Source organism: Kribbella soli (genome assembly GCF_004331345.1).
Taxonomy (GTDB): Bacteria; Actinomycetota; Actinomycetes; order Propionibacteriales; family Kribbellaceae; genus Kribbella; species Kribbella soli.
The window spans coordinates 1,131,573-1,153,042 of record NZ_SJJZ01000001.1; the positions used below are offsets into that span (position 1 = coordinate 1,131,573).

The 21,470-nt window shown below is 68.4% G+C and carries 24 protein-coding genes and 1 tRNA gene; 6 read left to right on the forward strand and 19 right to left on the reverse strand.

Features of this window, described 5'->3' with window-relative positions; all coding sequences use genetic code 11:
* From E0H45_RS05700 to E0H45_RS05730, 7 genes are all read right to left on the reverse strand, one after another.
* Positions 1–831, reverse strand: coding sequence for an MlaE family ABC transporter permease (locus E0H45_RS05700; RefSeq protein WP_131335195.1), 831 nt, complete (start codon positions 829–831; stop codon positions 1–3).
* A 1-nt stretch (position 832) separates the two neighbouring features.
* Positions 833–1,606 carry an MlaE family ABC transporter permease gene (locus E0H45_RS05705; RefSeq protein WP_131335196.1) on the reverse strand — a complete coding sequence of 258 codons (774 nt, stop codon included), beginning with the start codon at positions 1,604–1,606 and terminating at the stop codon, positions 833–835.
* Complete coding sequence (locus tag E0H45_RS05710) at positions 1,603–2,550, reverse strand: ABC transporter ATP-binding protein (RefSeq protein WP_131335197.1); 948 nt, start codon at positions 2,548–2,550, stop codon at positions 1,603–1,605. The genes E0H45_RS05705 and E0H45_RS05710 overlap by 4 nt, the downstream gene beginning before the upstream one ends.
* Before the next feature lie 222 nt (positions 2,551–2,772).
* Positions 2,773–3,159, reverse strand: a complete 387-nt coding sequence (rplL, locus tag E0H45_RS05715) for a 50S ribosomal protein L7/L12 (RefSeq protein WP_131286391.1) — start codon at positions 3,157–3,159, stop codon at positions 2,773–2,775.
* A 63-nt stretch (positions 3,160–3,222) separates the two neighbouring features.
* Positions 3,223–3,843 carry a 50S ribosomal protein L10 gene (rplJ, locus tag E0H45_RS05720; protein WP_131335198.1) on the reverse strand — a complete coding sequence of 207 codons (621 nt, stop codon included), beginning with the start codon at positions 3,841–3,843 and terminating at the stop codon, positions 3,223–3,225.
* A gap of 214 nt (positions 3,844–4,057) precedes the next feature.
* Positions 4,058–5,242, reverse strand: coding sequence for an MFS transporter (locus E0H45_RS05725; RefSeq protein WP_131335199.1), 1,185 nt, complete (start codon positions 5,240–5,242; stop codon positions 4,058–4,060).
* Positions 5,242–6,051, reverse strand: a complete 810-nt coding sequence (locus E0H45_RS05730; protein WP_131335200.1) for an IclR family transcriptional regulator — start codon at positions 6,049–6,051, stop codon at positions 5,242–5,244. The genes E0H45_RS05725 and E0H45_RS05730 overlap by 1 nt, the downstream gene beginning before the upstream one ends.
* A 52-nt stretch (positions 6,052–6,103) precedes the next feature.
* Here E0H45_RS05730 and E0H45_RS05735 point away from each other — a divergent pair, with 52 nt between their 5' ends.
* Entirely contained in the window at positions 6,104–6,712 is a 609-nt protein-coding gene (locus E0H45_RS05735; RefSeq protein WP_238154816.1) for an SMI1/KNR4 family protein, read from the forward strand.
* Here the strand turns inward: E0H45_RS05735 and E0H45_RS05740 are convergent.
* Genes E0H45_RS05740 through E0H45_RS05750 form a run of 3 tightly spaced genes read right to left on the reverse strand, consistent with a single transcriptional unit; the run spans position 6,709 to position 8,834 of the window.
* The gene (locus E0H45_RS05740; protein ID WP_130384668.1) at positions 6,709–7,113 is read right to left on the reverse strand and encodes a RidA family protein; all 405 of its coding nucleotides are present in this window, start codon (positions 7,111–7,113) and stop codon (positions 6,709–6,711) included. The two genes, E0H45_RS05735 and E0H45_RS05740, sit on opposite strands and share 4 nt — an antisense overlap.
* 15 nt (positions 7,114–7,128) lie before the next feature.
* Complete coding sequence (locus E0H45_RS05745) at positions 7,129–7,863, reverse strand: IclR family transcriptional regulator (RefSeq protein WP_131335202.1); 735 nt, start codon at positions 7,861–7,863, stop codon at positions 7,129–7,131.
* Positions 7,860–8,834: a sugar kinase gene (locus E0H45_RS05750; protein ID WP_131335203.1), complete on the reverse strand. Its 975-nt coding sequence runs from the start codon at positions 8,832–8,834 to the stop codon at positions 7,860–7,862. The genes E0H45_RS05745 and E0H45_RS05750 overlap by 4 nt, the downstream gene beginning before the upstream one ends.
* Positions 8,835–8,965: 131 nt before the next feature.
* Between E0H45_RS05750 and E0H45_RS05755 the strand changes: the two genes are divergently transcribed.
* Genes E0H45_RS05755 through E0H45_RS05765 form a run of 3 tightly spaced genes read left to right on the forward strand, consistent with a single transcriptional unit; the run spans position 8,966 to position 12,512 of the window.
* The gene (locus E0H45_RS05755; RefSeq protein ID WP_131335204.1) at positions 8,966–10,270 is read left to right on the forward strand and encodes a type III PLP-dependent enzyme domain-containing protein; all 1,305 of its coding nucleotides are present in this window, start codon (positions 8,966–8,968) and stop codon (positions 10,268–10,270) included.
* Between the two features lies 1 nt (position 10,271).
* Positions 10,272–11,861 (forward strand): N-acyl-D-amino-acid deacylase family protein, encoded by a 1,590-nt coding sequence (locus E0H45_RS05760; RefSeq protein WP_131335205.1) that lies wholly within the window; start codon positions 10,272–10,274, stop codon positions 11,859–11,861.
* Positions 11,862–11,873: 12 nt separating this feature from the next.
* Positions 11,874–12,512, forward strand: a complete 639-nt coding sequence (locus E0H45_RS05765; protein WP_131335206.1) for a bifunctional 4-hydroxy-2-oxoglutarate aldolase/2-dehydro-3-deoxy-phosphogluconate aldolase — start codon at positions 11,874–11,876, stop codon at positions 12,510–12,512.
* Here the strand turns inward: E0H45_RS05765 and E0H45_RS05770 are convergent.
* From E0H45_RS05770 to E0H45_RS05780, 3 genes are read right to left on the reverse strand one after another with little or no spacing between them, the layout of a single operon-like run.
* Complete coding sequence (locus E0H45_RS05770; RefSeq protein WP_131335207.1) at positions 12,499–13,191, reverse strand: DUF4097 family beta strand repeat-containing protein; 693 nt, start codon at positions 13,189–13,191, stop codon at positions 12,499–12,501. The two genes, E0H45_RS05765 and E0H45_RS05770, sit on opposite strands and share 14 nt — an antisense overlap.
* Complete coding sequence (locus tag E0H45_RS05775) at positions 13,191–13,835, reverse strand: response regulator transcription factor (RefSeq protein WP_131337657.1); 645 nt, start codon at positions 13,833–13,835, stop codon at positions 13,191–13,193. The genes E0H45_RS05770 and E0H45_RS05775 overlap by 1 nt, the downstream gene beginning before the upstream one ends.
* Positions 13,836–13,878: 43 nt before the next feature.
* Positions 13,879–15,156, reverse strand: a complete 1,278-nt coding sequence (locus tag E0H45_RS05780; RefSeq protein WP_131335208.1) for a sensor histidine kinase — start codon at positions 15,154–15,156, stop codon at positions 13,879–13,881.
* Between the two features lie 166 nt (positions 15,157–15,322).
* On the opposite strand from E0H45_RS05780, the gene E0H45_RS05785 reads away from it, so the two are divergent.
* Positions 15,323–15,847 carry a hypothetical protein gene (locus E0H45_RS05785; RefSeq protein WP_131335209.1) on the forward strand — a complete coding sequence of 175 codons (525 nt, stop codon included), beginning with the start codon at positions 15,323–15,325 and terminating at the stop codon, positions 15,845–15,847.
* On the opposite strand, the gene srmL is transcribed toward E0H45_RS05785, so the two are convergent.
* Positions 15,844–16,962: a PheS-related mystery ligase SrmL gene (gene srmL, locus E0H45_RS05790; RefSeq protein WP_131335210.1), complete on the reverse strand. Its 1,119-nt coding sequence runs from the start codon at positions 16,960–16,962 to the stop codon at positions 15,844–15,846. The genes E0H45_RS05785 and srmL overlap by 4 nt on opposite strands.
* 226 nt (positions 16,963–17,188) lie before the next feature.
* Here srmL and E0H45_RS05795 point away from each other — a divergent pair, with 226 nt between their 5' ends.
* Complete coding sequence (locus E0H45_RS05795) at positions 17,189–18,220, forward strand: alpha-hydroxy acid oxidase (RefSeq protein ID WP_131335211.1); 1,032 nt, start codon at positions 17,189–17,191, stop codon at positions 18,218–18,220.
* Between the two features lie 73 nt (positions 18,221–18,293).
* Here E0H45_RS05795 and rplA read toward each other — a convergent pair whose 3' ends face one another.
* The 5 genes from rplA to E0H45_RS05820 form a co-directional block, all read right to left on the reverse strand.
* Positions 18,294–19,016, reverse strand: coding sequence for a 50S ribosomal protein L1 (gene rplA, locus E0H45_RS05800; protein WP_131335212.1), 723 nt, complete (start codon positions 19,014–19,016; stop codon positions 18,294–18,296).
* A gap of 105 nt (positions 19,017–19,121) precedes the next feature.
* Positions 19,122–19,553: a 50S ribosomal protein L11 gene (gene rplK / locus E0H45_RS05805; protein ID WP_131335213.1), complete on the reverse strand. Its 432-nt coding sequence runs from the start codon at positions 19,551–19,553 to the stop codon at positions 19,122–19,124.
* A gap of 12 nt (positions 19,554–19,565) precedes the next feature.
* The gene (nusG, locus tag E0H45_RS05810) at positions 19,566–20,474 is read right to left on the reverse strand and encodes a transcription termination/antitermination protein NusG (RefSeq protein ID WP_420323330.1); all 909 of its coding nucleotides are present in this window, start codon (positions 20,472–20,474) and stop codon (positions 19,566–19,568) included.
* A gap of 355 nt (positions 20,475–20,829) precedes the next feature.
* Positions 20,830–21,072, reverse strand: coding sequence for a preprotein translocase subunit SecE (secE, locus tag E0H45_RS05815; protein ID WP_131335215.1), 243 nt, complete (start codon positions 21,070–21,072; stop codon positions 20,830–20,832).
* A 55-nt stretch (positions 21,073–21,127) separates the two neighbouring features.
* Positions 21,128–21,200: transfer RNA gene (locus E0H45_RS05820), tRNA-Trp, on the reverse strand.
* Positions 21,201–21,470 lie beyond the last annotated feature (270 nt).

A 21,470-nucleotide genomic window follows, 5' to 3' on the forward strand; every position in this document is an offset into this window, starting at 1 on the left:
TCAACCCGCCAGCCTGACGGTGGTCGTCGTACCCCAGATGGCCATCGACAGCAGCAGGTCGACGACGTTGATCACGACGATGGACGTCCGTACGGCGCGACCGACGGCGACGCCCACACCGGCCGGGCCGCCACTGGCGTGGTAGCCGTGGTAGCAGTGCACCAGGATCACCAGGACCGAGAACACCAGCACCTTGCCGAACGACCAGAGCACGTCTCCGGGTGGCAGGAACAGGTGGAAGTAATGGTCGTACGTGCCCGTACTCTGCCCGTAGAACGTGGTGACGGTGAGTCTGGTCGCGAAGTACGACGAGAGCAGGCCGACGACGTACAGCGGGATCACCGCGATCAGGCCGGCGATGATCCGGGTGGTGACCAGGAACGGCAGCGACGGGATCGCCATCACCTCGAGGGCGTCGATCTCCTCGCTGATCCGCATCGCGCCGAGCTGCGCGGTGAACCCGCAGCCGACGGTCGCGGCGAGCGCGATACCGGCGATCAGCGGGCCGATCTCGCGGGTGTTGATGTAGGCCGACACGAAGCCGGCGAAGGCCGAGGTACCGATCTGGTTCAGCGCCGAGTAGCCCTGCAGGCCGACCTCGGTGCCGGTGAAGAACGCCAGGAACGTGATCACGCCGACGGTGCCGCCGATCACCGCGAGCGCGCCGCTGCCGAGCGTGACCTCGGCGAGCAGCCGGAGGATCTCCTTGCGGTACCGCGTGACGGACTTGCCGGACCAGGCCAGCGCCTTGATGTAGAAGGCGAGCTGCTCACCGAGATGGTCGAGCGAGTTCAGCGGCTTCTTGACCAGCACGTCCACCCAGGCCGACACGTCAGGCCCCCTTCGGCGGAACGAGCTGGAAGTAGATCGCGGTCATCGAGAAGTTCGCGACGAACAGCAGCATGAACGTGATGACGACCGACTGGTTCACCGCGTCGCCGACACCCTTCGGCCCGCCGCCCGCGTTACAGCCCTTGTACGACGCAACGATCGCGGCGATCGCCCCGAACACCAGCGCCTTCGCTTGCCCCTGCCACAGGTCAGGAAGATGCGCCAGCGCGGTGAAGCTCGCGATGTAACTACCGGGGGTGCCGTCCTGGAGAACGACGTTGAAGACGTAGCCGCCCATCACGCCGACCACGCTGACGAAGCCGTTCAAGAAGAACGCGACCAGCATCGTCGCCAGCACCCGCGGTACGACGAGGCGCTGGATCGGGTCGATACCGAGCACCATCATCGCGTCGAGCTCTTCGCGGATCTTGCGCGAGCCGAGGTCCGCGCAGATCGCCGAGCCACCAGCCCCGGCGATCAGCAGCGCGGTCGCGATCGGCGACGCCTCCCGTACGACGGCCAGCACCGCGGCGGATCCGGTGAAGGCCTGCGCGCCGAACTGCTTGATCAGGCCGCCGACCTGCAGCGCGATCACCGCGCCGAACGGGATCGCGACCAGCGCGGTCGGGATGATCGTCACGCTCGCGACGAACCAGGCCTGCTGGAGGAACTCCTTCACCTGGAACGGCCGGCGGAACGTGGCCCGGCCAGTGTCGAGAGCGAAGGCGAACAGCGAACCGGCTTGCTTCAGCGGGGCGGTCGCGGAAACGGTCACCGGGCCCCCACCGTCGCGGTGGCGAACGAGCCGGGTGGCGGGGTGATGCCGTGTTCCCGGCACCATGCGCCCGGCTCCCGCTGGGTCGGCCGGAGCATGCCGCTGCTGGGCAACTGCTGGATCGGGATCGGCGGCAGCGGCGGCAGCTCCTGGCCGGCCTCGGCGGCCAGCTCGTCGGCGTCCTTCTCCTCGGACATGCCGATCGGGCCGACCATCTGCGCGTTCAGGAACTGGCGGACGACCGGTTCCTCACTGGACAGCAGCATCTCCCGCGGGCCGAACATGGCCAGGTGCCGGTGGTAGAGCATGCCGATGTTGTCCGGCACGGTGCGTGCGGTGTTGACGTCGTGGGTGACGATCAGGAACGTCGGGCTGAACGCCTCGTTCAGGTCGATCATCACCTGGTTCAGAAACGACGTACGGACCGGGTCCAGGCCGGAGTCGGGCTCGTCGACCAGGAGGATCTGCGGGTCCAGCACCAGCGCGCGGGCCAGGCCGGCCCGTTTGCGCATACCGCCGGAGATCTCGCCGGGTAGCTTCTTCTCCGCGCCCACCAGGCCGACCATCTCCATCTTCTCCATCACGATGGAGCGGATGTCGGACTCGGACTTCTTGGTGTGCTCGCGGAGCGGGAACGCGACGTTGTCGTACAGGTTCATCGAGCCGAACATCGCGCCGTCCTGGAACAGCACGCCGAACAGCCGCCGTACGTCGTACAGCTCGCGCTCGCTGCAGGTGGCGATGTCGGTGCCCTCGATGTACACGTGGCCCTTGTCGGGCTTGAGCAGACCGATCAGCGTCTTCAGGAACACGGACTTGCCGGTACCGGACGGGCCGAGCATCACGCAGATCTCACCGGCCGGCAGCGTCAGGGACACATCGCCCCAGATCAGCTGGCTGCCGAAGGACTTGGTGAGACCTTCGACGCGGACTTCTACGCCCACCGGCCCTCCTCACGGGAATGTCTGCTGGCCCCCGACCGACGACGTTCTGCCGTCCCAACGACGGGGCAGTGGCCTAGGTTACGCACGAGTACGGTTTTGCGTAACCCCTGAAAGTCAAGCGGATGAGATCCTAGCGATCCGAAATGCCAGAAGGGCGGCCCCCTTGCGGGGACCGCCCTTCTCTACACATTCGTTACGTCCCGCAGCGGAACGTAACGGAGGTCACTTGAGCGTGACGGTGGCGCCGGCGCCCTCGAGGGCCTCCTTGGCCTTCTCCGCGGCAGCCTTGTCGACCTTCTCCAGGATCGGCTTCGGGGCCGACTCCACGAGGTCCTTGGCCTCCTTCAGGCCGAGGCTCGTGAGACCGCGCACCTCCTTGATGACCTGGATCTTCTTGTCGCCGGCCGACTCGAGAACGACGTCGAACTCGTCCTGCTCCGCGGCCTCTTCGGCAGCGGCAGCCGGCGCGCCCGGAGCGGCGGCAACGGCGACCGGGGCGGCGGCGGTGACGCCGAACTCCTCCTCGAACGCCTTAACGAACTCCGACAGCTCCAGCAGGGTCAGTTCCTTGAACTGGCCGAGGAGCTCTTCGGTGCTGAGCTTCGCCATGGTGGCGGTCCTTCCTAACAATGGTGCTTGGTGATCACTGATGGGGGTGTTGCGTGAGCTGCCTCAGCTGTCCGCTGCGGCAGTCTCCTCGGTGCTCGCCTCGGCAGGTGCCTCGACCGTGTCCTGGACGGTGTCCTGGACGTCCGCCACTGCATCCTGCACAGGGGCTTCGGCCGGCAACTTGTCCTGCAGCGCCGCGAACAGGCGCGCGGCCTGCGACAGCGGAGCAGCGAACAACGACACCGCTTGCTGCGGGGCCGCCTTCATCGCACCTGCGAGCTTCGCGAGGAGGACCTCACGCGACTCCAGGTCAGCGAGCTTGCTGATCTCGTCAGAGCCGAGTGCCTTACCTTCCAGCACTCCACCCTTGATGACGAGCAGGGGATTCGCCTTGGCGAAGTCACGCAGACCCTTGGCCGCAACCACCGGGTCGCCCTTGATGAAGGCGATTGCCGAGGGGCCTTCGAGCAGCGAGTCGAACGAGTCGACTCCCGCATCCTTGGCCGCGATCTTGGTCAGCGTGTTCTTCACCACGGCGTAGTTCACGTCGTCACCGAGCGAAACTCGCAATTGCTTGAGCTGCGCAACGGTGAGACCGCGGTACTCGGTCAGCACGGCGCCGTTGGAGCTACGGAACTCGTCCGTCAGCTCCGCGACAGCGGCTGCCTTGTCCGGCCTCGCCATGGGGGTCTCCTTCTTTCGGCTTCCACGCCTCAGACCCCTGACAATGAAAAACGCCCCTGCGCAGGCGCAAGGGGCGTGAACATACAGATGTCACTATCCAAGTCACCTGCGCGGGCCGCCCACCTGAGTGGGACTTTCAGCTACCTAGGGCAGCAACCAGCGGTCTTCGGCTCGATAACAGTATCAACGTCTAGCTTGGCAACCAAATCGGCGGTCAGGCCGATTGTTCTGCTCGCGGATGCGGCGGGATCCAGCGGTGCATCGCCGTTGCCGCCGCCCATCCGGTCCCGGCCATGATCACGATCGCCGGCGCCAGTCCGAGCAGCGCAGTCGCGCCTGCGAGTAAGAGGGGTCCGGCGCCGTTGCCGGTGTCGGCGAAGAGACGGAACGCGCCGAGGAACTGGGCCCGTCCGACCGGCGGTGAGGCGTCCGCGCCGAGGGTCATGATGACCCCGGCGCCCAGGCCGTTCCCGATCCCCATCAGCAGTGCGACCGCGGTGAGTGTGGCCGTGGTGTGCGTCAACGGCAGCAGCAGATGCGCCAGCCCCAGCACGATCATCGACGGTACGGCGACCCACTTGCGACCGAGCCGGTCCATCACCGAACCGGCCGGATAGAACAGCAACATGTCCACCGCACCGGACAGTCCGAAGATGATGCTGGTCGTCTGCGCGTCCAGTCCGATGTGCAACGCCCACAGCGGGATCACCACCTGTCGCGACGCCCGCACCGCCCCGACGAGCAACGCTCCGACACCGAGAGTCCGCAGTACCGGGAAGTGATCGCGGATGACACCCCAGGTCGACTGTGCCGCGATCGGTCCCCTACCGCGTCTGTTGGCGACGTCCGGCAGGCTCACCAGGACCCCACAGGCGAGTACGGCGGCCACCAGGTGCACCCAGTACGCGCCGTCCGTACCGAGGAACTTCATCGCGCCTGCGCCGAGGAACGGGCCGATGAACGAGCCGATGCGTTGTACGCCGCCCAGTGTGGACAGCGCGCGGGCCCGTAGCTCGATAGGTACGGCTTCACTCAGGTAGGCCTGTCGGGCAAGGCCCCAGACCGCACCGGCCAGTCCGGTGCAGCCGATGGCGATGGCCAGACCCCAGACCGTCGGAACAACCAGGCAGGCTGCCAATGCAAACGCTACGAGGACGGTGGCCGACAGCATCGCGCTGCGCTCGCCAATGCGGTTCGTGAGTGCACCAGCTGGGATGTCACCGATCACCTGGCCCAGTCCGGCTGCAGCAACAACCAGACCGGCTACAGCGACCGAGGCGCCCAGGTGCGTGGCCGACAGCGCTACTACGGGTGCGATAGCGCCCTGACCGATTCCGTACAGCAGAGCGGGCAGATAGACCGCAGGTGCGATTTTCCAGAGGCTCCGGGCCTGTGACATCACCGGCCGCCGGCCAGCGCCGTACTGCGGTCCCGGGCAGCTGGGGTGGCCCCCAGCAACTCAGACACCGACCAGGCACCTTCGGCGACCCTCATCCCGAACTCCTCCATCCGCTCGACCGGCATCCGCATCTCGGGGCCGGAGACACTCAGACAACCGGCAACCTCACCGGAGTAGCCGAACACCGGCGCCGCGACGCTGCAGATCCCTGGCGTCCGCTCGGTCCGCGACATCGCGTACCCGCGCCGACGGATCGCAGCGAACTGCTCCGCGAGCACCTCCGGGTCGGTGATGGTTGCCGGCTGCACCTGTTCGAGCGGGCCCTTCAGGACCTCCTGCTGCCTCTCGAACGGCAGGAACGCCAGCAACACCTTCCCCGGTGCACCGAGTGGCAGCGCCACCGGCAGACCGAACTCCGTGTAGGTACGGCGCAACTGGTGATGGCTCTCGACCTGGTCCAGGACGACGCGCTGCCCTGACGGCAGCAACTCGTGCACGGCCGCGGTCTCCCCTGTGTCATCGCGGAGTGCACGCAGCACCGGCAGGGCAGCGTCGCGCAGGCCGGCCGGAATTCCGCCGCTGTGCGCCAGTTGCACGACCAGCGGGCCGATCGCGTACCGCCGGTGGGCGGTCTGCCGGACGAGGCCGTTCTCCTGCATGGCGAGCAGCAGCCGGTGCACGGTGCTCGTCGACAGACCGGTCGCCCGCGCCAGGTCGCTGATCCCGAGGTCCGGCGTCCGCGCGTCGAAGCAGCGAAGGATCGCCACAGCGCGGTCGATCGACTGCACCGAACCGCGCGCTTCCTGCATGGTGAAACCATATCCCGCGATACGGGAAAGCTGTCGAGGTAGTGTCCAGCCGGTGAGCATCACCGCCGCCTGGAGCCGGTTCGACGAATGGCTCGCCCAGAACGCTCCAACGACGTACGCCGTACTCGCACCGCCGGCCACCGACGCGGAGCTGGAGACGGCTCGGCGCGTGGTCGAACTGCCGCCCGAGCTGATCGAGTCGCTCAGGTGCCACAACGGCCTGACGTCCTGGGCGAACCTCTTACCGGAGGCGCCGCCGTCGAGCGCAGCTCAGATCGCCGAGAACTGGCAGATGCGGATGGACCTCGCCGCGGACGTCGACGGTTTCGCCGTTCATCAGCCGGAACCGGAGCCCTACTGGCATCCGGCCTGGATCCCATGGGCGGACGGTGACGGCGATCTTCAGGTCATCGACCTGCGCCCAGGCCCGTCGCGCGGACGACTGGGCATCGCGGCTCACGACGGGACCGGCGACTTCGACGCCGCCTGGCCGGACCTCACGTCGTACCTCTCAGAGGTGGTGCACTCCCTGCACCACGGCACCGGCGTCAACGGCTGGTACCCGTACCTCACCACCCACCAGGAGCTCTGGTGGGACCTCGGCCCGGACCAGCGGACCGTCAACGACGAGCCACTGATCCGGGTACCGGTCGAGAACTAGCTCAGGACGGCGAGTGCGTCGATCTCGACGAGCATGTCCGGCAGCGGCAGGCCGGTGAAGACGGTGGTCCGCGACGGCAGCACGCCGCTCGGCGTACGGGTCGACACGAACTCGGCGTACGCCTCGTTCATCGCGGCGAAGTCCTCGCGCTGGGTGAGGTAGACGCGCAGCATCACCACGTCGTCGATGCTCCCGCCACCGGCCTTCAGGATCGCCTCGATGTTCTGCAGGACCCGCGTGGTCTGGCCCTTCACGTCACCGGTGAACACGAAGTCGCCGCTGGCCGGGTCGACCGAGCCCTGGCCGGACACCTGCAGGATGTTGCCCTTGCGGACGCCCTGCGAGAACACCGGCATCGGCGGTGGCGCGTCGGTGGTGGAGACTGCGGTCTTGTCGGACATCAGGTCTGACACCTCTCAGTTGTAGTCGGCACTGATCGCATTGGCGGTGGCGAGCAACTCGGGCAGCAGCTCGAGCACCTGGTCATAGTTCAGCAGTACGTCGGGCACCGACAACGACACGGCCCCGACAACACGCCCCGTGCTGTCGGTCAGCGGCGCACCGATGCAGTTGATGAACGACTCGTGCTCAGCCTTGTCCTGAGCCCAGCCACGCTCTTTCGTCACCTGCAGCTCGTCCCGCAACCGGTCCGCGTCGGTGATGGTGTTGGGAGTGAACACCTTGTAGTCCAGCGTCGCCAGCACCGCCTCCCGCTGCCGCTTCGGCTGCGCGGCCAGCAGCACCTTGCCGACCGCAGTGCAGTGCAGAGCCGCCGGTACGCCGACCTGCGAGTACATACGCACCGAGCGCACGCTGTCGAGCTTGTCGACGTAGATGACCTCACCGTTCTCCCAGGCGGCCAGGTGAACCGTCTGGCCGGTCTTCTGGTTCAGCTCACGCAGATGCGGTGCAGCAACTTGCCGTACGACGTGTTGCTCGCGCGCAACGTCCGCGAGCGCGAACAGCCGCGAGCCCAGGCGGTAGCGGTGCGCCGAGTCACGCCGTACGAACCGCTCTGCCTCCATGGTGCGCAGCAGACGCAGCACTGTCGTCTTGTGCACGCCTAGCTCGGTCGCGAGCTGGTCGAGCGACCTCTCCCCCTCGCCGAGGCTCTTGAGGATCTGCAACGCCCTGCCGAGGCTCTGACTCATGCTGCACCGATCTTCGTTGCCGCCCACTCCTCGTCGGTGCAGCTCAGCAGGCGCTCGCGCACCTCTCGCGCCGGCGGCGGCGCGTGGTCTTCTGGAGCCGTCAGGACTGCAGCAGCGTTCAGGTGCCCCAGCCGGAGCCGCTGCGTCATCGGCAGACCTTGCAGCGTCGCGGCCAAGAAGCCCGCCGCAAACGCGTCACCGGCCCCGACCGTCTCCACTACGTCCACCGTGAGCGCCGGAACCTCAGTGCGACCGCCTGGCTCCAGCACCATCGCCCGGTGCGCGTCGTCCTTCACAACCAGGACTGGTGTCTCCAGTCGCTCGTACAGCTCGTCCGGGTCCCCCGTGCCGGCGAAGACCTCCGCCTCGTCAGCACCGATCAGCACGATGTCGGCCGCTTTCAGCAACCGCCACAGGGGCTCAGGGTCCCTGTCCCGCCAGAGCGCAGGCCGCCAGTTCAGATCCACGCTGAGCAGGAACTCACGCGGCTCGGTCGCCAGCCGCTCCAGCATTTCCGCACTGGTGGTGGAGATCGCTGCAGTGATTCCGGTCGTGTGCACCAGCTTGGCCTGTTTGAGTCGCTCGCTGACCTCAGGCCGTTCCAGGAACCCCGGGTCCATGGCAGCCGCCGCCGAGCCGGCCCGGTAGTAGTGCATCCGGGAGCGCCCGTCCTCCGACTCCTTCACATAGAGCGCGGTCGGCCGGACCGGGTCCAGCTCGACACCGCCGACGTCGACACCACGCGCCTGCAGATCCCGCAGTACGTGCTGACCGAAGCCGTCGTCCCCGAGCCGCGAGATCCACCCGGTCGGTACGCCGAGAGCCGCCAGCCCACCGGCCACGTTGCACTCCGCCCCGCCGACCGACCGCCGGAACGTCTCCACGTCTTCGAGAGGTCCCGGCCCGCCCGCCAGCATGATCATCGCCTCACCCAGGCAGATCGCCGCCGTCTCAGGAAGCGGTTCGGGCATCGGCACTCCTTGGCGGCGGGGTGATGGGATAGGCATGCGCGTTGACGCGACTTCCGGCGCGATGCTACAACCGACGAGTCAGAATACGCAATGAGCGTTGCGTATTTTGCAATCCAACTCCAGGGGGTCAGATGCCTGCTTACGATGCCGACACCGTCGCCGCTCTCGCCGATCAGCAGGTGAGCTGGCAGGACAAGGCCCTGCCGCCCGCCTTCTGGGGCCGCACCGTCGCGGAGGTGCTGGCCGACCGGCCTCGGCTGTCCCAGCTGCCCACTCCCCTGATGACGCTGTCGGCTCCCGGCCTGCGACACAACGTCGACACCCTCGCCACCTGGTGCACCCGGCACGGCGTCGCGCTCGCGCCGCACGGCAAGACCACGATGGCGCCTGCCCTCTGGGCGATGCAGTTAGACGCCGGCGCCTGGGCGATCACGCTGGCCAACGGGTTCCAGCTCGGCGTCGCCCGCGCGTACGGCGTACAGCGAGTGCTGATCGCGAACGCGGTGATCTCGCCCCTGCAGCTGCGCTGGATCGCCGACGAGCTCGCGGCCGACCCGTCGTTCGAGGTGCTGGTGTGGGCCGACTCGGTCCGCACCGTCGAGATCATGGAGGCGGCCCGCTCGGCGTACGTCGGCGCGGACGCGCGACCGCTCGACGTGATGGTCGAGGTCGGCGGCATCGGCGGCCGGACCGGCGCCCGGGATCTCGAGACCGCGCTCGCCGTCGGCGACGCGATCGCCAACGCGTCGACGCTGCGTCTCATCGGCGTGGCCGGGTACGAGGGCGCGATCGGGCACGGCGTCGACGAGGCCAACCTCGAGGAGGTCCGCGCGTACCTGCGAGAGCTCGCGACCGTTCACCACCGGCTGCGGCCGTTGTACGACGAGGACGTCGTACCGGTGGTCAGTGCGGGCGGGAGCCAGTACTTCGAGCAGGTCGCGAAGGTGCTCGCCTCGGAGGCCGGCGAAGGCGCCCGGGTGGTACTGCGGTCCGGCGCGTACATCGCCCACGACGACGGGCTCTACCGTCGGCTGTCACCGCTCGGCGAGCACCCGCGGACGGACGGCGAGCAGCTCGTACCGGCGATGCACGGGTGGATGCGGATCACGTCGCAGCCCGAGCCGGGCCTGGCGATCTTCGACGGCGGACGCCGCGACTTCCCGTTCGACCAGGACTTTCCCGAGCCGCAACTGATCCGGCCGCGGTCGGACGGCTCGCCGATCCTTCCAGCCACCGGGATGAAGGTGACGAACCTCAACGACCAGCACGGCTATCTGCAGTTCGGCGACGACCAGGACGTGGTGATCGGCGACGAGCTGCGCGTCGGCCTGTCGCACCCCTGCACGGCCTTCGACAAGTGGGGCCTGATCCCGGTCGTCGACGACCCGGACGCCGTGGATCCCGTCATCGTCGACCTGGTCCGGACGTTCTTCTGACATGAGCGATCTGCTGATCACGGGGGCACTGGTCGTCGACGGTTCGGGCGCACCCGGGTACCACGCCGACGTCGCGGTCGACGCCGGACGGATCGTGGCCATCGGCAACGACCTCCCGGCCGCGCACCGGACGATCGATGCGGACGGACTGGTGCTGTCCCCCGGGTTCATCGACATGCACTCGCACTCGGACCTGCAGATCCTGGTCAACCCCGACCACACCGCCAAGGTCAGCCAGGGCGTCACACTCGAGGTCCTCGGGCAGGACGGCCTGTCCTTCGCCCCGATCGACGATCCGACGCGGGCCGTCGTACGCCGCCAGATCGCCGGCTGGAACGGGGAACCGGACGACTTCGACTTCTCCTGGTCGACGGTCGCCGGGTACCTCGACCGCCTCGACCAGAGGATCGCCTGCAACGCGGCGTACCTGGTCCCGCAGGGCACGTTGCGCCTCATGGTCGTTGGCACCTCCAACCGTCCGGCGACCGGCGACGAGCTCGCGCGGATGAAACAGCTGCTCGCGGACGGACTGCGCGACGGAGCGGTCGGGATGAGCAGCGGGCTCACCTACACGCCCGGCATGTTCGCCGGCACCGACGAGCTGGTCGAGCTGTGCGAGGTCGTCGCGTCGTACGGCGGGTACTACGCGCCGCACCAACGCTCGTACGGCGAGGGCGCGCTCGAGGCGTACGCCGAGATGGTCGACGTGGCACGCCGCTCCGGGTGTGCGCTGCACCTGACCCACGCGGTGATGAACTTCGCCCCGAACGCGGGCCGAGGCTCCGAGCTGGTCGAGATGATCGACAAGGCCCTCGCCTCCGGGGTGGATGTCACCACCGACACCTATCCGTACCTGCCGGGCGCCACCACCCTCGCGGCGATCCTGCCGAGCTGGACGGCCGAGGGCGGACCGGACGCGCTGCTCGGCCGGCTCCGCGATCCGTCCGCGCGGGAGCGCATCAGCTACGAACTGGAGCAGGTCGGGTCCGACGGCTGCCACGGCTGCGTGGTGGAGTGGGACACGATCGAGATCGGCGGCGTCCGCAACCCGGCCCTGTCCGACGCGGTCGGCAACACGGTCGCGGCCCTCGCGGCACGGACCGGCAGGCCGGCCACGGAGGTCTTCTTCGAGATCCTGCTGGCCGACGACCTCGCCACCTCGATCCTGCAGCACGTCGGCCACGAGGAGAACGTGCGCGCGATCATGCAGCACCCGTCGCACACGGGCGGCTCGGACGGGATCCTGGTCGGCGGCAAGCCGCACCCGCGGTCGTGGGGCACGTTCCCGCGGTACCTCGCCCGCTACGTCCGCGAGCTCGGCGTACTCGACCTCGCCGATTGCATCCACCACCTCACCGGCCGTCCCGCCCGCCGCCTCCGGCTCCCGGACCGCGGGCTGGTCCGCGAGGGGTACGCCGCCGACCTGGTCCTCTTCGACCCCGCCACGGTTCAGGACACCGCCACGTTCCCCGAACCCCGCCGGCAAGCCGCAGGCATCCCGTACGTCTTCGTCAACGGCACCCCCGTCATCGACGACTCCCACCGAACGGCCGCCCTGCCCGGCCGCGCCATTCGCCGTACCTCGAGCTGAGAGGAACTTGTTGTGAACACCCTGGAGCTGCTCCGAGCCGATCGGGTTCTGACTGTCGTCCGCGCCCCGGAGATCTCGGACGCCCGCGACCTCTGCGCCGCGTTGGTTGCCGGCGGCATCCACGTCGTCGAGCTCACCTACACCACCCCGGACCTCCCCAGGCACCTGGAACGCGCCGCCTCTACCGCTGCCGAGACCGGCGCGGTCGTCGGCGCCGGCACCGTCCAGACCGGCGACCAGGCCACGCAGGCGATCAACGCCGGCGCCCAGTTCCTCGTCACGCCCGGCCAAGGCCCTGAGGCCGCCGCGATCGCCGAAGCCGCGCGTACCGCCGGCATCCCCGTTGTCCTCGGCGCCTTCACGCCGTCCGAGGTCATGACCGCGCTCGCCCTCGGCTCGGCCGCGGTGAAGATCTTCCCCGCCCACCAGCTGGGCCCGAAGTACTTCAAGGACCTCAACGGCCCGTTCCCCGGCGTCCCGCTGATCCCGTCCGGCGGCGTCAACGCCACCAACGCCCACGACTTCCTGGCCGCCGGCGCCCTGGCCGTCAGTGCCGGCACCGACGTCGTCTCCCCCGCCGACGTAGCCGCCGCCAGCTGGGAGTCCATCACCACCAAAGCCAAGAACTTCTGCGCAGCTATTGAACGGTGATGCTGCCGTAGCTGGTCCGTAGGTAGAGGCGGTTCGAGGAACTGGGGTCGTTCGGTACGTCGACCTCGGTGGAGCCTTGGGCCGCGAGCGCATCGATCGCGTACGTCGCCGTACGTGGGAGCTGGACCGTGAGAGAACCGTCGCTGGCCGTGGCGGTGACCTGATCCGGCGCGCTGTCGAAGAGCATGTTGATCGAACCGTGCACCGCGTCCACCGAAACCCGCGGGCTCCGCAGGCGGGTCAGGGTGACCGAAGCATCGGTGGCTTCCACGGTCAGCGGCGACGCGACGCCGGTCGCAGACATCGACGTACCGTCGGCCTTCGCGTGGACGGCGGCCGCACTCGGCACCTCCACCGTCAGCTCTACGTCGCAGTGCACATCGGGACAGGTGGTGTCGACGTCCAGCACTCCGCCAACCGTCGCCACCTTTACGGCAGGCTGTGCGACCGCGTACGTCCCGTCGACTGTCACATGCACCTGTCCGTCGGCGCTCGCCAGCAGTTGCAACGGGACGCCCGACACCACCTTCACTCCTTGCGGTCCGGGCGTGAAGGAGGCCGAGTATTCGTACGGAAGCTTCCCCCGGATCAACGACACGGTCACCGCCGCGCCGGTGAGCACCAGCACCAGCACCGGCACCAGTCCGATGATCAGCATCCTCCGCTGCGCGGTCGTCATCACGTGTCCAGGTACTTGAGCACGGCCAGCACCCGGCGGTGCTCACCGTCGGTCGGCGACAGCCGGAGCTTCAGGAAGATGTTGCTGATGTGCTTCTCCACGGCGCCTTCGCCGACGACGAGTGCCTGGGCGATCCCGGCGTTCGACTTGCCTTCCGCCATCGCCCGGAGAACGTCCTGTTCCCTCGGACTCAGCACCGCGAGCGGATCCACCTTCCGCGAGCGCACCAGCAGCTGCGAGATCACTTCCGGATCCAGCGCCGCGCCACCGCCCGCGACCCGGCGCAGCCCGTCGATGAACTGATCGACATCCGCCACGCGGTCCTTGAGCAGGTACCCGACACCGCCCGGGTTCCCACCGATCAGTTCACTCGCGTAGCGCTCCTCGACGTACTGCGACAACACCAGTACGCCGACCTCGGCGTACTGCTCGCGGATCACCAGCGCCGCCCGCAGTCCCTCATCGGTGAACGACGGCGGCATCCGTACGTCGACCACGCACACGTCCGGCCGATGCGCCTCGACCGCCTTCAGCAACGCGTCGCCGTCCCCGACTGCCGCGACCACCGCGCAGTCCTGCTCCTCCAGCAGCCGCACGATGCCCTCACGCAACAGCACCGAGTCCTCGGCGATCACCACCCGCATCCGCTCAGTCTCCTCAACCACAGCGTCCTCAACCACAGTGTTTTCAGGCACAGGGCACCTCCGCGATCAGCGTGGTCCCGCCGCCCGGTGGGCTGTTCACCGTGAGTCGTCCGTCGACGCCGGCCACTCGGTCGGTCAGCCCGCGCAACCCGGTGCCCTTGGAGGGATCGGCGCCACCTCGCCCGTCGTCCCGCACCTCGACCCGCAGTACGTCGCCGTCCCGCACCACCGACACCTCCACGTGCGCCGCCTCAGCATGTTTGGCCACGTTGGCCAGCGCCTCCGTCACCACGAAGTACGCGATCGATTCGATCGTCAGCGACGGCCGGTGATGTACGCCGATCCGCAGGCGGACCGGCACCGGAGATCGGACCGCCACCGCCGACAGAGCCGCGTCCAGACCGCGATCGCTCAGCACCGGCGGATGCAGTCCTCTGGTCAGGTCGCGGATCTCGACGATCGCCTGCATCGCCTCCGAATGCGCCTCCTCGATCAACGCGCGCACCGCGGGCTCCTTGTCCCCGAGGCGGTTCTTGGCCCGGCCGAGCGTCATCGCCAGCGAGACGAGCCGCTGCTGGGCACCGTCGTGCAGGTCGCGCTCCATCCGCCGCCGCTCGGCCTCGACGGAGTCGACCACCTGCTGCCGGCTCGTCACCAGTTGCGTGACGCGCTCCGCCAGGGCACCGCTCTCCGACCGGCCGAGCAACCTCCGCGCGAGCTCCGCGTCCAGGGCGGACGCCAGCCGCATCAGCCACGGCGACACCACGATCAGGAACACGGCCGCGACGATCGCCACCATCGCAGCGGACTTGGGCGAGTCGATCACGAAGGGCCCGAGCTGCGCCTGCGAGGCCGCGAACCGGTCGTAGTACAGCGGCAACGCGATCAGCACCGGAGGCACCGACCACGCGGCCAGGATCAGCACCAGCCAAACGATTGCCAGCGGCAACAGCAGGAGGTAGTACAGGAACTGCTGCCACATCCCCCGGTCGGTCACCGCGAGCGTCGCGTCGGCGACCCGTGATCCGCCCGGCGGCGGCGGGATCAGCGGCGCGATGACCTGCCCGCGAGTGATCCGTGCCCGCGCTCGCTCCCATCCGGCCACCCGGTACACGAACCGGTTCGCGCCGACGCTCAGCGGGATCCCGACGTACCCGAGCGGCCAAGCCAGTAAGGCGACCAGGACCGTGACCAGCGCCAGCAGTCCGGAGGTCAGCACCACGACCGCGTCACCCAGGATGTGAATGGTTGCCAACCACAAGTACGGCGACCGCCAGAGTCGCCAGGGCGCCCGGGGAACCGGATTCGCAGCAACCGTCATCCGGACCACCTCCCCGTGTCAGCGCCTGCTTGCCGTCACAACTTACGTCGTCGCCGTGGCCGGACGGCATGAGGACAGCCCACGGACCCGACCGGGGGTTATCCCCACCCCTGTTCGTGGGCTGGCCGGACTGTGCCGGGCGGCTGCCGCCGGGATCCTCGAAACCATGACGACGCCCCTGATCAGCAGCACTCGCACCGGCGAGATCGGCCGGAACCTGGACGGGAGAATCGGAGACGCGATCGACGACCGCGTGGCCGATGCGCTCGAGGACTACATCGCCGAGGGCCGGCTGGACGGCAGGATTCGCGCGCGTCGCTCACCCGGAGGTCTGGCCGCTCTGGTCGCCGCCGGTGTCGCCGCCGTGCTGCTTCCTTGGTGCCTGATCCTCGCCGCCACGCTGCCGAGCACCTACCAGGCGGGCCACTGGAAGCTGACCTGGATCGGTCTCGACTGCGGCACCGCGATCGCCGCCGGACTCACGGCGTACCTGCTGCACACTCGCAACAGGTACGCCGCTCTGACCGCGATGGCCGCCGGGACGCTGCTGACGGCCGACGCCTGGTTCGACATGAGTACGGCGGCGGCCGGGTTCGACCGCACCCTCTCGGTGACCGAGGCGCTCCTCCTGGAGCTGCCGCTGGCCGTGTGCGCCTTCGTGGTCGCCGCGCGCGAGCTCCGCCGGGTCTAGCCGATCAGTTCGAGCACAGGACCCTCGTGCAGCGCGCGGTAGACCTTGTCGCGCAAGGCATTCGCCTCCGCGTCGGTGAGGGTGCGGTCAACCGGCCGCAGGACCAGTCTGACCAGGAGGTTCCGTTGACCGGGAGTCATCTGGAGACGCTCACGGGCACCCGTCGGCAAGTCGTCATACGACGTTTCGCCCAGCACCTCCAGCGACTCCGCGGCATCGGCATCCGGGCCGAGCGCGGCGCGCACCTTGTCACCGAGAACCTCCGCCGATACGTCCGCCGACTCGTCGACGACAACCGACAGATCACGTCGTACCGGCGGCATCGACGAGACCGCCTTGTACGGCGCGAGATCCAGCATCTGGCCCGCCACACGAGGATCCGTCGAGCGGAGCAGGCGGATGTCCCGGATCCCCTTGCGGAGCATGAGCAGCCGGTCCAGGCCCGGGCCCATCGCGAGGCCGGTCCAGCTGTCGTCCAGGCCGGCCATGCGGAGGACGTGCGGCGCGGCGACCCCGCATTCACCGATCTCGATCCACTGATCGTCCAGCAGGACATCGATCTGCCGGCCGTGGATCGTGTACGGGTGGACGGCCGGCACGGTGCGGTAGGTCTGGCCGGGCAGGACGGTGTCGACCAGACGGGCGATCATGTCCTCCAGCTCCGGTTCGCCCAGCGTCACATTGCGGCTGACCCGCCACAGGTCGAGCTGATGCGGCGTACCGGTGTGCTGCCAGTCGACCGAGTCCCGGCGGTAACAGATGCCCGCGCAGATCATCAGCACATCGGACGACTCCGACCCGGCGAGCTCACGAAGAGCGGGCGGAATCATCGCCGACGTGTGACTTCGAAGGACCTCGGAAGCCGACGCGTAGCGCGTGTACCGAGCCTCCCGGGTCACCGCGTCCGACGCGTAGCCGAGGTTGTCGTAGTTGTCGGCCAGCGGTACGACGGGATGGTCGCGACGGGTCCAGATCTCGGTGTACGGCCACGCGGCACCGAGCGCCGTACGGATCGAGTCGACGACGAGCTGGACGGCGTGCGGGCCCTGGGCCGGGTCGGTGAGATCGCGCAGCGCGAGGGCAGAGTGCAGTTCTTCAACAGCGAGGACAGACATGAGTTTCTCTCCAGAATGACGGTCTCGACGGGGGTCCACCCCGGTCGGCCGCGGTCACCTCAGGAGAGAGCGCAGCAGCAGCTCACCCCGTCGGCACCGTCGTGCCGGCCGGGGCGCAGAAATCGCTGCCCGTACTGCGTCATGTCGTCCACTGTACCGTCCGGCCACCAGCTTCCGCCGCGAAATTCGGCCCGCAGCCGAACCACGGAGTGCGACGATGGGCCGCATGCGATGGATCGACACCCTGGAAGGCGCGGCCGCCGAGAAGCTGCCCGAGGCCGTGCACCGCTACTTCCGGCAGGGCTCGGCCGGCGGGGTCAGCGTCGGCGAGGCGACCTCGGCCTGGTCGGCGTACCGGTTCCGTCCGCACGTGCTGAACGACGTGTCCACCGTCGACCTGAGTACGACGGTGCTCGGCACACCCGTGGACGCGCCGATCCTGGTCGCGCCGTCGACGATGCAGCGGCTGGCCGACCCGGACGGCGAACTGGCGATGGCGCGCGGCGTCCGCGCGGCGAAGTCGATCCTCGGTGTGTCCAGCAACGCCGGTACGACGTTCGCCGAGCTAGGAGCGACCGGCGTTCCGTGGTGGCTACAGATCTACGTCGTGCGGAACCGGGAGATCACCGTCCGGATGCTCGACGCCGCCGTCGAGGCCGGAGCGCGGGCGGTCGTGCTGACCGTCGACACCCCGGTCGTCGGGCGCAAGGAAGACGACGGCGAGACGGTCTGGGACGTCGCGCAACCCGGACAGTTCCTGGCCAACCTGCCCGACGGCGAGTGGACCGACGACGACCTCGACAAGGCCGACGACCTGAACCCCGACGTGATCGGCTGGCTCGCGGAACGCACCGGCCTACCGGTGGTGGTGAAGGGCGTCCTCCGCGGCGACGACGCCAAACGCTGCGCGGACGCGGGCGCCGCCGGCCTCATCGTCTCGAACCACGGCGGCCGTCAGCTCGACGGCTCGGTCCCCACAGCGCGGGCGCTGCCCGAGGTCGCCGAAGCCGTCGCCGGAAGCAACCTCGAGGTGTACGTCGACGGCGGCATCCGCCGCGGCGAGCACGTCCTCGCCGCACTGACCCTCGGCGCCCGCGCGGTGTTCGTCGGCCGTCCTGCCCTCTGGTCCCTGGCTGTCGGCTCGTCCGAGGGCGTCACCCGGCTGCTGACCGACCTCGGCACCGAACTCGACCACACCCTGCGGCTGGTAGGCGTCTCCACACCGTCGTCACTGACACCGGACCTCGTCACGCACTGACCACCTGGGGAGTCCCAAGACGCAGAAAACCCCCGGGAGTCCCGGGGGCTTTCTGTTGATGAGGGGTGGAGGCTCAGGCCTCGTCCGCGTCCTCGGTGAGGTTGCGGCTCAGGTTGGGGTCAACCTGGACGCCCGGCCCCATCGTGGTCGAGAAGACCGTCTTCTTGATGTAGCGGCCCTTCGAGCTGGCCGGCTTCAACCGGAGGATCTCCTCGAGCGCGGCGCTGTAGTTCTCCACCAGCTGGGCCTCGTCGAACGACGCCTTGCCGATGATGAAGTGCAGGTTCGCGTGCCGGTCGACCCGGAACTCGATCTTGCCGCCCTTGATGTCGTTCACGGCCTTGACCACGTCCGGGGTCACCGTGCCGGTCTTCGGGTTCGGCATCAGACCACGCGGGCCGAGGACCCGACCGAGGCGGCCGACCTTGCCCATCAGGTCAGGAGTCGCGACGACGGCGTCGAAGTCGAGCCAGCCGTCGGTGACCTTCTTGATCAGGTCGTCGTCGCCGACGAAGTCGGCGCCGGCGGCCTTCGCGGCCTCGGCCTTCTCACCGGTGGCGAAGACGAGGACCCGTGCCGTCTTGCCGGTACCGTGCGGAAGGTTGACGGTGCCACGCACCATCTGGTCGGCCTTACGAGGGTCGACCCCGAGACGCATCGCGACGTCCACGGTGGAGTTGAACTTCTTGCTGCCGGCCGCTTCCTTGGCGAACTTGATCGCCTCGAGCGGGGTGTACAGGTGATCGAAGTCGATCTTCTCCGCGACTGCGCGGTAAGCCTTACTACGCTGTGCCATTGCTTGTCTCCTGGTGCGAACGGTGTTCGTCGTTCGCGGGTTGTGGTGAATCGGGCGATCGTCGCCCTTCCACTCCTGCTGACCCGGTGTGGGCCGGGTGGACTACTACTTGTCGACGGTGACGCCCATGGAGCGCGCCGTACCCTCGATGATCTTCATCGCCGCGTCGATGTCACGGGCGTTCAGGTCCGGCATCTTGGTGGTGGCGATCTCGCGGACCTGGTCCTTGGTGATCTTGCCGACCTTGTCGCGCTGCGGGACGGCCGAGCCCTTCTGCAGACCGGCGGCCTTCTTGATCATCTCCGGCGCCGGCGGCGTCTTGGTGATGAAGGTGAAGGAACGGTCTTCGTAGATGGTGATCTCGACCGGCACCACGTTGCCACGCATGGATTCCGTCTGGGCGTTGTACGCCTTGCAGAACTCCATGATGTTGACGCCGTGCGGGCCGAGCGCGGTACCGACCGGCGGGGCCGGCGTCGCTGCACCGGCCTGGAGCTGCACCTTGACCAGGGCAGCGATCTTCTTCTTGGGAGGCATTCTGTCGGGTCCTTAGACTTTCTGGATCTGGTTGAAGCTGAGTTCCACCGGGGTCTCCCGGCCGAAGATCTCCACCAGGGCCTTGATCCGCTGGGCCTCGGCATTGATCTCCGTGACTGTGGCGTGCAGGGTCGCGAACGGCCCGTCGACCACCATGACCGAGTCGCCCACACCGAAGTCGGCGACCTCGACCTTCTTCTTCGCCGCGGTCTTGGCGGGTGCGGCACCGGCTTCGGCTGCCGCCGCCTCGGCTGCCGCCACGACAGCCGGAGCGAGCATCTTCTCAACCTCTTCGAGGCTGAGCGGGACCGGCTTCTGGCTGTTCCCGACGAAGCCGGTCACCGACGGCGTGTGCCGCACGGTCGACCAGGACTCGTCGGTCAGGTCCATCCGGACCAGCACGTAGCCGGGGAGCACGGTGCGCTTGACCATCCGGCGCTGACCGTTCTTGATCTCGGCGACCTCTTCGGTCGGCACGATGATCTCGAAGATGTAGTCCTCCATGTTCAGGGAGTTGATCCGGTTCTCCAGGTTGCCCTTGACCCGGTTCTCCATCCCTGAGTACGTGTGGACGACGTACCAGTCGCCGATCTGCGACCGCAGCCGGCTGCGCAGCTCCTCGAGCGGGTCGCCCGGTTCCTCGGGCTCCGCCTCCTCGGCCGCTGCGTCGTCCTCGTCGTCGTCCGTCGCGGCGGCGGCCGCGGCCAGCGCGTCCACGTCGGCGTCGTCCTCGGACTCGTCGTCACCGGACTCGTCGTCACCGCTGGAGAAGACCACCTCGTCGGCCGCGGCAGGCGCCTCGGCGGTGGTCAGCGGAGCGGTCTCGGCGGTCTCGTCGGCCAGTTCCTCGGCGGCGTCCTCGACGTCGTCCTCGGTCACGACCTCGGCGGCCTCGGACTCGTCGGCCGCCGGCACCACCACTACCGGCTCGTCGTCGGAGGTGTCGGCGTCCGCGCGGGGCGTCTCCGCCTCGTCGTCGGCGGAGTACTCGTCGTCGTCCACATCGTCCTCGTCCTCGCCGGCGGCGTCGTCGTCGAGACCCGCGAACGGGTCGTCGTCGTCATCGTCGTCGTCAGCGAACAGATCGTCATCGGTGGCGTTCTCGTCGAAGTCGAGATCGAGGTCGGCGTCGGATACGTCGAACTCGTCCTCGTGGTCGAGGACCTCGTCGTCGCGCTCGGACACGTCGTACTCCGTCATCTGTGGCTCGGGGTCTTGTCTGCTTCGGGTCGGGTCAGGAGCCCGGGACCTACGGTCGGGATCGTGGTGGGCGGCCTCAGCCGAAGATCTTGAACATCGCCCAGCCGAAGGCGAGGTCGAGGACCGAGACGATCGCGATGACGAACACCACGAAGGTCAGGACGACCGCGAAGTAGGTGGAGAGCTGCTTGCGGGTCGGCCAGACGACCTTGCGGAGCTCGGCAACCACCTGGCGGTAGAAGCGCAGCAGGCCCCTGCCCTGCTTGCCTTCCGCAGGCTTGCCGGCGCCGGACGGTGCCGGGGTGCGCGTCTCCGTCACGACCTACCTCTTTCGCTAGCGGCGGCCTGACCGGCCCTGCGCCGGTCAGGATTTGCAGGGCACGAGGGACTTGAACCCCCAACCTTCGGTTTTGGAGACCGATGCTCTGCCAGTTGAGCTAGTGCCCTCTGCAATCCATCCGGACGCCGCGTCGGACCTGATCTCGGGCATGCCGGATCAGGGCCACCAACGCCCGGACCTAGAGAAGTGTACGGGGTCGGAGCCACCTGGTCGAACTCAGCCTCTCGGCATCCTTCGCCCTGGCCCTGCCCGCACGACCCCCCATCGGGCGCCGCACCGCGGTCAGAACCATACAGCCTCCAGATGGTCCCAACGGACAGTGCCCCCGGCGCGTTCCCCGCCCACCCCGTGAAACCCGCGAGCACCGCCGTACGGCG